The sequence below is a fragment of the Mycobacterium sp. genome, from assembly GCF_052144515.1.
Taxonomy (GTDB): Bacteria; Actinomycetota; Actinomycetes; order Mycobacteriales; family Mycobacteriaceae; genus Mycobacterium.
On record NZ_JBKQQD010000426.1, the window covers coordinates 1 to 10860 of the forward strand.

The window sequence follows — 10860 nt, forward strand, 5'->3', positions numbered from 1 at the left end:
GCTGAAGCCGTAGCTGCGCCCAGTCTCAACCCATGAACGCTGCCGCCCATAAACGCGCGGCACCGCTGGACACGCCGAACACCGCCACGATCCCGTCGCCGGTGAACTTATCCACCGTCCCGCCGTAGCGTTTCACCACAGCAGCGGCCCGATCCACCAGCTGCGCCATGATCTCGCGCAGCCGCTCCGCCCCGACGGCTGCCGCCGATGTCCATCGAGTGGACCACGTCGGCGAACAGAACGGTGACTTGCTTGTACTCAGCCGACCCAGTGGTCTTTGTGACCGGTGCACCGCATTCGTTACAGAACTTGGAGTTCGGCGGCAGTTCCGTGCCGCACGATCCGCACAACAGTCCCGCCGTTGTCATCTCACGCGGCCAGCCCACGGTCGTTCACATCAATATCGTGGCACCGCTGGCCAGCCAGCATGCGCCATATCGCCACTGCGATGTCTACGGCCACACGTCCGATGACGCGGCCCGCACCGCTATCGATGGTCTGACGGAGCACTCGGCCCATGACAAGCTTGCTCCTTGCTCGATAAATTTCTGCAATGAAAACCGACATCCTGCTCATCATCGCCGTGGTCGCCTCGGTCGCGTTAACCCTCTGGCTCGTCCAGCGGGGCGGTCGCAATCGCTGAGGGTTGCTGTATTGATCCCAAAATGGCCCCCAGCTCCGCGTCGCGCGCTCCGTCAACCGATGCATCACCGCAGGCCACATGCCACCGCCCCGGCGAGTGGGGTGGCGGTTGGTAGCGCCGTACTAGTTGCCGCCGTTCATTGGCCCCCCTCCAGTTCTCAAATCGTGGATCAGGCAACGCCTGCTCGGGGTTAGGGTCCGTCGGTAAGCAATGCCACTCGGCGGGCGGGAGTCCCCACCTGGTCGGGGTCGGGGTCGGGTAGGTCGGCGGCTGGTAGTGCGGGACGCCACACGGCATGTCTCCGTGCTCGTTGTCCCAGTTCGGGTGCTTCGCGTACCAGTCCGGGCACTCGGACGGCACCTCGGGGACGCAGACCACCTCGTAGCCGTCCCAAGCGGGTGTGCCGCCCTCCACGCACCCGCCGCACGCGACCGCGCCGCCGCAGTACCACGGGCCGTTAGCCGATGTCGGCTGCGGCGATGGTGGGCCGGTGTGCGTAATTGACGGCGGCGGGGTGTACGGCGTGGTCGACGGCGGCGGGACGTAGAACGGCGTTGTGGTCGGCGTGGCCGTAATCGGCGGCGGTGGCTGCGGCGGTTGCGATGGCTGCGGGTCACACAGGCTGATCAGCCATCCCACGGCAGCCAGGATGAGGATCAGCCCGGCCCAGCCACCACCACTGCGTCTGCGGCGGCGTCCCCGCCACGACGAGCCCGCCGATACGGGGCCGACGCCTACGCCGAACCCACGGGTGGAGATCCCACCACGGACGCCTAACGCTCTACCGCCAACACCAAGCCGCAACCTCATTGGTCCTCCTCCTCGGCGGCGGCGTGCCCGATCCGGTCGCTCCCGAACTCCTGCTCCGGGTCCACGGGGATGCGCGTGGCCGCTCGGTGACCCGGCAGCTACTGTTGGGCTTCAACAATCCACTCGCGCGCTTTACCAGCTTCAGCTTCCGGAAACGCCCGGTACTCCCCAGGCCACAGAAAGCCAAAGAACACACTGAATTTCGCCACGTGTTTCGCCCATTCCACGTCGGTAACCACCGCGCAGCGTTCCCAGTCGAAGAAGTGACCGAAGCCGAACTTCGTATCCTCCCAAACCGCACCGGGATCGAACCTGGCCAAATCAGGGGCGATCTCGAAGTAGATCCGCAGCTTCTTGTGCCGACGCAGTCTGCCGTCAAAGTCTGGTATCAGCACCGTGTCGTAATCGGCCTTCGTCACATGCCCGTGGAGCGCAAATGCGGTGACGTTATCGGGAATGCCCTTCAGCAGCTCGATCACGATCTCCTCCTCAACTGAGATGGGGTCGTCTGCTCTCGCGTCGTCATCGTCGATTCGTTGAACGTCCTGGTGCAAGAGGCCAAGGTCACCAAGAAACACACGTGACCACTGCTTTCAGTAACTTGGATGGGGGTCTAGCCCGGATCGCCGCCACTCCATGCGGTCGTGTCGAGCAGTCACCGCGCTAACCGCTATCGCGGGTAATCGGGTTGTCCGATCTGACCTTAAGCTCAAGATCGACGTGGTTGACCGAAGCTACTTGTTGAAAAACAAGCGCAAGCGCCTTACTAGGCAGTGGCAGCGATCGGCCGTGACGGCGAAAGGCTTATTCCCCAGGAATCTTCGTACTTGGTGCAGCTTTTTTGTAGCTATCTTGTGGCAGCCCTAGAACTGCCGAAGGCATTCCTCAACAGCTTCTCCACCTGGACCCTGAAATGCGCCGGTGTCCCCACGACGTCGTAGTGCCTCTTGGCGTGGTTCCACACGCTGTCGTAAGTGATCCGATCCCTCTTGTCGCGACCTTCGTTCAGGGGCTCCAGGTGACGCAGAATGTCCGCATAGGTAACCACGTGAGTCCTCCTACGCCCCAGAATGATCGGGGTACCGCGCCAAGCGAGGAGACCATCGACTAGATGACGCAGATGACGATCTTGACAGATCCGACACCTTGGCTCTGTAGCCTCGAAGTCTGCCCGCTCAGCCCTGGTCATCGTGCTCATCAGAAAGTGGTTGAAGCCCAGCAGCTTCACGCAGAATGTGCAGCGCACGCAGAGGATCGTCAGTGGGCAGCGCGTGATACTGCAGTCCCTCGGCGTGATCACGATTCACAGTCCTCACGATAATGCTCTGGACCGAGGAGGCCAGTTTGATCTCCCGAGAAGAGTCGTTCGGCCTGATGTGGACCCCGACACCGGACGTCCTGGTGCCGCAGTGGCCATCGGTTGTCCTCCTCCTGCGCGGTTGGTGCATCTCCGTAACACAGGTTGGTGGGAGTGTTTGCTAGAACGGGTTCAGGTACAGATGACAGACATTTCTCATCTTGTTCCTTCTATATTGTGTTTTCCCACGTCATAAGGGCTCTTGTCTATAACTCATCTATGTGGGGAACACCCGTACCTATCTGTCCCTAAAAGGCACCTGTCCTGGTAAAAGAAGATTTTCTTGCTGTCCCCCGGTGTGTCCCTCGACCTATCCCTGGAAGCCACATCTGTACCCGGCAGGTACAGGGGCGAACTCCATGTCTGTCCCTTTGCTGCAGGCATCATTTCTGGGTCCACAGGCGAGTGGGGTTGAGTTTGAGGCCGTGGACGTACCGCTTTTTATCTGACCTGCTCTTCTCGAAGCCCCTCGACGAGATCTCCCGACCGAAGACGCTGTCTTCCAGGACGTCCCTAATCCGGCGCGCGTTACACCATTCGACATAACGCTGGTAGACGGCACCGACCAATTCGCGGTCCTCGCGGGTCCCGCGCGCGGTGCAGTCGTCGAGGAATTGCTTGATGCGGTCCTCGGACTCCTGGTACTCCTCGGTGGCGGCCAGCACTCTCCTCGGTGTGATCAGCTGTCCGGCGGCCGCCATCCTGGCCCCGTCCACGATCCAGCCCAGGATTGCCGGACCCTCGGCTTCGATGAGCCGGTCAGCAAGGCCCTCGACCCTGTCGCCCTCGGGCACCTGATGGGTGAACGGCACCAGCCGCACCCGCCGCCAAAAAGCATGACCACCAGCGCCGACGGTGGGCTGATGGTTGCCGACCAGAAACAGCGTGTGGGAGGGCCGGAAGTCGAAGAAGTTGCCATACATGAACCGCCCGGTGAGCGTGTCACCGCCAGTGAGCAGCTTGACCTTCGCCTCATCGAATTGGGTGCCCTGGTTGATCTCGGAGCACACCACCAACCGTGCCCCGGATAGCCGCGCGATCTCGGTCTCGTGACGGTCGCGTCCCGCGAGCAGGAAGTTCGCCGGTGCAGTGATGGCGTAATCGCCCAGTATTCCGCAAACCACCTCCAGCAGGACAGACTTCCCGTTGTTCCCGGCTCCCCAAAAAAAGGACAGGATGTGCGATAACACCTCTCCGATCGCGGCGTATCCGAAAAGTCCTTGCACGTAGGAGATCAGCTCTTTGTCGCCTTCGAAGGTGGTGTCCAGGAACGTCTTCCAGAGTGGGCAATCGCCGCGCGGGTCATAACCCACCCGCGTGATGCGTGTGTGCCACGCTTCTGGGCGGTGATCGCCGATCTCACCGGTGCGAAGGTCCACGATCCCGTTGGGGGTGTTGAGCTGCCAGCCGCTGGCGTCGAGGCGATCTCGGCTGACCCGCATCATCGGGTCCGAACGAGCCAGCCGCACCATCGCGGTGATCCCCCGCGCCGACAGCGACTGCTTGCGGTGTTTCTGCTCTTCGTTGGTGCTTTGGGGCAGGCCGATGGCGATCTGCCCGGCTGCGGTGTCGATCGGCCCGGTGTCCGGGTCGAAGTGCCAGAGCACTCCGTTCCAGTGCACCCACTTGCTGATCTCGGGCACGAAATGGATGGTGTGGCCGTACTCGGCGACCAGTTGCATGGCGTTGCTCTTGTCGGACGCCGGGACGTGGTCCGGGACGGCCCTGGCGTTGGTGAATCCGGTGCGGAACGCCGAGCGGATGGTGGCCAGCACCGACCATTCTCCGTCCTCGTCGGTCAGGCCGCAGTCGATGGCGGCCAGCTGGAGGGCGTCCGTCACCGTGTCCATGTCCATCCCCGCCCCGGCGATGTAGGACCCGCACTTCAGCGCGGCGCGGTAGAGGGTGTCGTTGCGTTCACCGGGCTTGCTGGTGGCCACCTTCTTGGCGTTCTCCTCCAGCACCTTGTCGAGGTAGCCCTGCTGGCGCGCGTCGGGCTTGCCGCCGGTCCAGGGATTGGCCAGCTCGAACTCGAAGTCGGCCGAGTCTTTGCGCTGCCCGACCGTCCTGCGGGCGGCCTTGTACGTCTGCTCGGCCACCCACTGCGCCAGCGCCTCGCCCCCCTCGGGGTCACCCTCGGTGGCCAGCACCTGCAGGTCGTCGAACACGACCGTATAGCCCTTGCCCTGATACTTTGGCCGTTCGGTGCAGGGCAAGAAGACGTTGCAGGCAAAAGATTGGATGTCCACGCCGGGATACCCCGGCAGCCGGTTGTTTTCGGCCGTCGAATGCACGCTGGGCAGCTCAGGATGCCCCTGAACGTAGAAATGCCGCCCGTCCCCGTGGGTGTGCAGCTCGCCGTAGATGCGCACCCCAAGCTCGTCCCGGAGGGCACGCACCTTCTCGATGTCCCCACCGTTGCGCGGGTCGACGTCGACCACTGCGACCTTGCCGCCGGTGTTGGCACAGATGGCCTTGCCGGGGCTAAAGGTGCTGAGCCGCTCGATGTTCTTGGCGGCGGTCAGGGTCGGCCAGCCCCTGGGCCGGGTGAACTCGGCGCCATCGGGCCCCCTGGGGTTCCGCTCGGCCACCCACAGGGGGACGTTCAGTCCCAGCAGGTGAACCACGAACTCAGCCCTGGCGTCCTGTTCGCTCTGTCGGCCGTCCCAGGTGATGCCTTCCCGACTATCGCCAGCACCATCGCCGTTGGTAGATTGGCTTCTACCAGCGTCTTGGTCGGTGTTGGTGATGGTGTTGGTGGCGGTTTCTTCGGGGACCGCCGCCCCCACTTCGTCAGGGCCCATCAGCGGCCTCCATCTCCACGGCCTCCACACCCAGGTGTATGGTCACCACCCGCTGTGAGCGCAGCCACGCTTCCAATTCATCGCGGAAGTAATACAAGCGGCCACCAACCCTGGTTACCGATACAAACTCCCCCCGATCCCGCAGGTCGCTCTGGGTCCGGCACGGGATGCCGTACTGGACGGCCACCGCCTGTGGGGTGACCAATCTGGTGCTCAGCCGCTCAGATGGACTGAGTTTCACCGTCGCCGTCATGTCCCTACCTCTCTCGGGGCGATCCGTCGCGCCCTTCACCCCTTATGTGCGGGGCGGGGCGAAACACATGGCGGCAGGGCGGAATTAGCGAAAATCCGTGCGGGGCCAATCCGCAAACGGGTCGCAGATTCCTGCGATCACGGTGGGAATCGCTGCCTGCGCGGCGTCGAGGAGCGCTACACCCGCTCGCCAGTCCTCGGTAAGGTGAGGCCCACAAGCGTTTTTGACTGCTGCTGGTCTTGGCGTCGGTTCCCCCGGGGTGGTGCCCGGGGAACCGATTTCATCAGGGCTCATCGCCGTCCGCCCATCGGGCGTCCTCTGACGGATAGCCCCAGCCCGACCAATGCGGTTTGGTGACCAGAGCCAGCCTGGGGAGGGTGGCGGGGTCAAGGCAGACCGAGTTTCTGCGGTGTTCATCGAACGCGCTGATCCCGGTGAAGGTCCTATGGCACTTTCCACAGTGACAGGTGTTGAGCCCCGTCCATCTTGTGTCGCACCGGACACAGGTGATCCATGCAGGAGTGCTGGTTTTTGCCTGAGCATGACGCGAGGAAGGCACGCCGGGGGTGTCAGTGGTCACCGACTGTGCCCCTACGCGGGGTCGCGGCGTTTGGCGGACAGGAACGCGATCACGTCGGAGCGCAGATAGAAGACCCGCGACCCGTATTTGACGTAGGCGGGACCACGCCCGGCGTGGCGCTCGTTGGCCAGCTGGTCGGTGGACTTGTCGAACAGCAGCGCGAGCGCAGCGGGAGTGATGATCTCGGGCAGACCACGCAGCAGGTTGTTCGGATTGACGGCAGGGGGAGACATCGGAGACAGCATCCTTCCGGCGCGATAAGTCCGCGCCGTACTTGTGTCTCCTTCATTCCAGTTATGACAGTGAGCCCGCATACCCTGGATAGGCTCACGGAAAGATTAACACAGGCGGAGAGACGGCAAGTGGCAACGATTGAGCGCTACCAGACGGCCAGCGGCACGACGCTCTACGCCGTTCGCTACCGCACTCCCGAGCACCGGCAGACCCGCAAGCGTGGGTTCACCACCAAGCGCGAGGCACAGATGTTCGCCGCCACTGTCGAGGTCGCCAAAGCGCGGGGTGAGTACATCGGTCAATCGGCGGGTCGGATCACCATTGGTGAGCTGGGCCCCTCCTGGCTGGCACGTCAGCACGGGCATATGAAGCCGTCAGCCTTCCGGTCGCTGGACTCGGCCTGGCATGTGCATGTGGCGCCGCGCTGGGGTGGTGTGCGGATCAGCGATGTCCGGTTCTCCGATGTGCAGGCGTGGGTGTCCGATCTTGCGGCCACCCGCCGCTCCACCATCGTCAAGACCGTCCACAGCGTCTTGGCGCGCATCCTTGACGATGCCGTGAGAGACCGGCAGCTGGCGTCCAATCCCGCTCGGGGAGTCAAACTCCCACCCAGGTCTCCGCGTAAGAACGTGTACTTGACGGCAGCGCAGTTAGAGGCACTGGCGCAGGAGTCAGGCCGCTATCACTCACTGGTGCTGCTGCTCGGTGTCGGGGGTGTGCGCTGGGGTGAAGCCGCCGCGCTGCGGGTGAGTGATGTCGACTTCCTGCGCCGTCGTATCACCTTGCACACCAACGCCGTCAAGGTCGGCGGTGACTTCGCGGTCGGATCGCTCAAGAGCAACAAGAACCGGACCGTGGTGCTGCCCGCATTCGTTCTCGATGCACTGGCGCAGACATGTCAGAGCAAGGGCCGCGACGAACTGCTGTGGCCCTCTGCGTCCGGTGGGTACCTGGCCCCGCCGTCCTCACACGATTCCTGGCTCTCGGGTGCGGTGGCCCGCTGCCGGAAGGCCGACCCGGCGTTCCCCCGTGTCACCGCCCACGGACTACGGCACACCGCTGCGTCGCTGGCCATCAGTGCGGGAGCCAACCCCAAGGTGGTGCAGCGGATGCTGGGGCACGCCAGTGCGGCGATGACACTGGACGTGTACGCCGATCTGTTCGAGTCCGATCTCGATGAGGTAGCCGTGACTGTGTCCAAAATGTGGCCACGGCAGGCCAATGAGCCCACCTGTTCGATCCTGAAAACACCCTGACCAGCGCATATTCCCCTCACAGCGAGGTGCCCCCAGTCGGACTCGAACCGACACTGGACGGATTTTAAGTCCGCTGCCTCTGCCAATTGGGCTATGGGGGCCCGGCGGCGAATCTAGCGCGCGGAAGCCGGATCCGGGACACCCCGATCCCATCCCGATTTTGGCTCGCTTCTGAACGTGCGCCGGCGCAGAGCTTCGCGTATGATGCGTGCGCCGCGCGCCTTAAACCTGCGCTGTCGTCGGGAACCAGGTGACACCGCTATGTCGCTCGACAGGAGCTTGTTAAAACTGTCCGCGTCGGCGTTAAAAAGCCGTAAACGCCCGCCACGCCAGCCCTTTCCATCGCGACTGTGGACGTCGGGCTCACTAGCCTTACGCCAATACACAGGGCCCCGTACGTCAACGCACAGGGTCGGTCCAACGCATTGGGTCGGCATGTTTCACACACATAGGAGCAATAGATGTCATTTCTGACGACAGTGCCTGAAGAGTTGCTCGCCGCGGCGTCGCAGCTGGGAGCCATCGGTAGGGCACTGACGGCGCAGAACGCGGGCGCTGCGGCACCGACCACCGCAATCGCTCCGGCAGCCGCCGACCAGGTATCGGCCTTGCAGTCTGGAATCTTCACGGCGTACGGCACTCTGTACCAGCAGATCGCCGCCGAGGCTCAGGCTATGCACGAGCAGTTTGTGAACACCCTCGGGCTGAGTTCCGGCACCTATGCATTCACCGAGGCCGCCAACGCGAACTCGGCCGCTTTGCCCGCGCAACTAGGGTCAGGAATAGGGCAAGGGCCAATCTGGAATTTCCTAAATGGTGGCCCGTTCAGCATAGGTATCGATGAGGGGGGGAACTTTGCCTCCGCCGAATCGGACTTATTCGGGATGTCAGGCGGCGGTCTTTTGACTGCTCTACCTACTGCTACCGGCGCCGCTGCTGGCGATGCGACCGGCGCCGCTGCCGGCGCCGCGGATGCCGTAAGCGCGACGGGGCCGGCCGTCGGCTCCGGCATGGGCGGGATGCCGCTCGGCGCGGGCATGGGCATGGGCATGGGCATGGGGCAGGCGACCATGGTCGGCAAGTTGTCGGTGCCGCCGAGTTGGGCCGGAACGGTCACTACGGTGTCGAGTACTACCCCGATGGGGCTACAGACTGCGGGCTGGACCGCCGCTGCGCCGCAAGCCGCGCCGGCGACGATTGCCGGCATGCCCGGAATGGCCTCGGCCGCCCGCAACAGCGCCGGCTTCGGTGCGCCGCGCTACGGCGTCAAGCCCATCGTCATGCCCAAACTGGCGACCGTCTAAGGAGCGGGTGCCAACGCGGGCGCACGTAGTCAACAAGAAACGAAATTCGGTTGAAAGGAACGGGACACAGAAATGGTGTTGGATTTCGCAGCTCTGCCCCCTGAGGTCAACTCCGCGCTCATGTACTCCGGTGCGGGCGCAGGACCGCTGATGGCCGCCGCGGGGGCCTGGAACAACCTGGCCGCGGAGTTGAGCACCACGGCGTCCTCGTACGAGTCAATACTCACGACGCTGACCACCGAGAAATGGACCGGTGCGGGGTCGACAGCAGCGGCAGCCGCGGCCCAGCCTTACGTGTCCTGGCTGAGCACCACGGCGGAGGCGGTCGAGCACGCGGCCTCCCAGGCCACGGCGTCGGCGGCCGCTTATGAGGCGGCGTATGCGGCGACGGTGCACCCCGCGGTGATCGCTGCCAATAGAGCTACGCTGGCGGCGCTCGTCGCGACCAACTTCCTGGGCATCAACACGGCGGCGATCGCGGCCACCGAGGCGCACTACGCCGAAATGTGGGTCCAAGACGCCACCACGATGTACACCTACGCGGCCTCCTCGGCGGCCGCCGGGGTTCTTCAGCCGCTGAAGCCGGCGACGCCGACCACCAACCCGGCTGCCCCGGCCGTCCAGGCCGCCGCGGTCAGCCAGGCCGCGTCGTCCACCCCCGTGCAGGGGTTGAGTTCTATTGTCTCTGGCCTGCAGAGCACGGCGTCAGGGCTCGCTTCTTCGGCACAAGCGGGGCCGCTCGGGGGGATCATTGACACGCTCAACACCTTTTTCAGCCAACCGTTCGTCGAAAATGTCATTTACAACGTAGGTGTCACTGTGGCTTGGAATACCGCTAATGTGGAAGGGGTCTATCCAGTCCTTGGACACTTCCTTGCCAGCTCTCCGGCAGGCGTCACCACCGACATTTTGTCGTCCGATGTCACCCCCCTCGGCGCCGGTTTGGGCGGTGGAACGCTGGTGTCAGCCCAGTCAGGCGTTGGCGGGGCAATGACGGCGGGTCTGGGCGAGGCGTCCTCGGTTGGCGGTCTGTCGGTGCCGGCCAGCTGGTCTTCGGCCGCCCCGGCGACGCTGGCTTCGTCCACCGCTCCGCTCGAGGGCAGCGGCTGGACCGCCGCCACCGACGAGGCCGCCGGCGGGCCGGTCAGCGGGATGATGCCCGGGATGGCAGCGGCCGGCAAGGGCGCGGGTGCGATGTCCGGGCCGCGGTACGGGTTCAAGCCCATCGTCATGCCCAAGCAAGTCGTCGTGTGATGCACAAGCAGGTTGGCATGCGATGCCTAAGCGGGTGGTCGCGTGATGCACGCAAAAAAGGGGACGCATGACGGGCGTTTGAGGCCACTGATCAATCGTCAAGCCGTAATAATTGCACGCATTTGTACACACTGATGGTTCCGAGAGAAGGAGACAAACCATGGCACGCTTTATGACCGACCCGCACGCTATGCGGGCGATGGCTGGCCGCTTTGAGATGCACGCTCAGACGGTGTCCGACGAGGCTCGCAAGATGTGGGCGTCCTCGCAGAACATCGCCGGGGCTGGCTGGAGCGGTACCGCTCAGGCGACCTCTTACGACACGATGGGCCAGATGAACCAGGCCTTCAACAACATCGTGAACA

General features: G+C 63.9%; 11 protein-coding genes, 1 tRNA gene and 1 pseudogene. 4 read left to right on the forward strand and 9 right to left on the reverse strand.

Annotated elements, in window-relative coordinates; all coding sequences use genetic code 11:
- Window positions 1-73: 73 nt before the first annotated feature.
- From ACLP9N_RS28570 to ACLP9N_RS28605, 8 genes and pseudogenes are all read right to left on the reverse strand, one after another.
- Window positions 74-368 (reverse strand): annotated as a pseudogene (locus ACLP9N_RS28570) (zinc-ribbon domain-containing protein); the annotation flags it as partial.
- Window positions 369-601: 233 nt separating this feature from the next.
- Window positions 602-1453 (reverse strand): hypothetical protein, encoded by an 852-nt coding sequence (locus tag ACLP9N_RS28575; protein WP_442410515.1) that lies wholly within the window; start codon window positions 1451-1453, stop codon window positions 602-604.
- A 98-nt stretch (window positions 1454-1551) separates the two neighbouring features.
- The gene (locus ACLP9N_RS28580; protein ID WP_442410516.1) at window positions 1552-1932 is read right to left on the reverse strand and encodes an STAS/SEC14 domain-containing protein; all 381 of its coding nucleotides are present in this window, start codon (window positions 1930-1932) and stop codon (window positions 1552-1554) included.
- Window positions 1933-2300: 368 nt separating this feature from the next.
- Entirely contained in the window at window positions 2301-2501 is a 201-nt protein-coding gene (locus ACLP9N_RS28585) for a hypothetical protein (protein ID WP_442410517.1), read from the reverse strand.
- Between the two features lie 692 nt (window positions 2502-3193).
- A complete protein-coding gene (locus ACLP9N_RS28590) occupies window positions 3194-5614 on the reverse strand; it encodes a phage/plasmid primase, P4 family (protein ID WP_442410518.1) in 2421 nt (806 codons plus the stop codon).
- Window positions 5604-5867: a helix-turn-helix domain-containing protein gene (locus tag ACLP9N_RS28595; RefSeq protein ID WP_442410519.1), complete on the reverse strand. Its 264-nt coding sequence runs from the start codon at window positions 5865-5867 to the stop codon at window positions 5604-5606. The genes ACLP9N_RS28590 and ACLP9N_RS28595 overlap by 11 nt, the downstream gene beginning before the upstream one ends.
- 283 nt (window positions 5868-6150) lie before the next feature.
- Window positions 6151-6447, reverse strand: coding sequence for an FDXHR family putative zinc-binding protein (locus tag ACLP9N_RS28600; protein ID WP_442410520.1), 297 nt, complete (start codon window positions 6445-6447; stop codon window positions 6151-6153).
- A gap of 11 nt (window positions 6448-6458) precedes the next feature.
- Window positions 6459-6680, reverse strand: coding sequence for a hypothetical protein (locus tag ACLP9N_RS28605; protein WP_442410521.1), 222 nt, complete (start codon window positions 6678-6680; stop codon window positions 6459-6461).
- Window positions 6681-6809: 129 nt separating this feature from the next.
- On the opposite strand from ACLP9N_RS28605, the gene ACLP9N_RS28610 reads away from it, so the two are divergent.
- Entirely contained in the window at window positions 6810-7937 is a 1128-nt protein-coding gene (locus tag ACLP9N_RS28610; RefSeq protein ID WP_442410522.1) for a tyrosine-type recombinase/integrase, read from the forward strand.
- Between the two features lie 27 nt (window positions 7938-7964).
- Here the strand turns inward: ACLP9N_RS28610 and ACLP9N_RS28615 are convergent.
- Window positions 7965-8038, reverse strand: a tRNA-Leu gene (locus ACLP9N_RS28615).
- A gap of 360 nt (window positions 8039-8398) precedes the next feature.
- Between ACLP9N_RS28615 and ACLP9N_RS28620 the strand changes: the two genes are divergently transcribed.
- From ACLP9N_RS28620 to ACLP9N_RS28630, 3 genes are all read left to right on the forward strand, one after another.
- Window positions 8399-9241 (forward strand): PPE family protein, SVP subgroup, encoded by an 843-nt coding sequence (locus tag ACLP9N_RS28620; protein WP_442410523.1) that lies wholly within the window; start codon window positions 8399-8401, stop codon window positions 9239-9241.
- A gap of 78 nt (window positions 9242-9319) precedes the next feature.
- Entirely contained in the window at window positions 9320-10495 is a 1176-nt protein-coding gene (locus ACLP9N_RS28625; RefSeq protein WP_442410525.1) for a PPE family protein, read from the forward strand.
- Window positions 10496-10655: 160 nt separating this feature from the next.
- On the forward strand, window positions 10656-10860 hold a 205-nt coding region (locus tag ACLP9N_RS28630), incomplete at its 3' end, for a WXG100 family type VII secretion target (protein ID WP_442410524.1).

Bases quoted from the DNA above. Each gene is read 5' to 3' on its own strand.
- ACLP9N_RS28575 (WP_442410515.1), bottom strand. From the start codon at position 1,453: ATGAGGTTGCGGCTTGGTGTTGGCGGTAGAGCGTTAGGCGTCCGTGGT.
- ACLP9N_RS28590 (WP_442410518.1), bottom strand. From the start codon at position 5,614: ATGGGCCCTGACGAAGTGGGGGCGGCGGTCCCCGAAGAAACCGCCACC.
- ACLP9N_RS28595 (WP_442410519.1), bottom strand. From the start codon at position 5,867: ATGACGGCGACGGTGAAACTCAGTCCATCTGAGCGGCTGAGCACCAGA.
- ACLP9N_RS28605 (WP_442410521.1), bottom strand. From the start codon at position 6,680: ATGTCTCCCCCTGCCGTCAATCCGAACAACCTGCTGCGTGGTCTGCCC.
- ACLP9N_RS28620 (WP_442410523.1), top strand. From the start codon at position 8,399: ATGTCATTTCTGACGACAGTGCCTGAAGAGTTGCTCGCCGCGGCGTCG.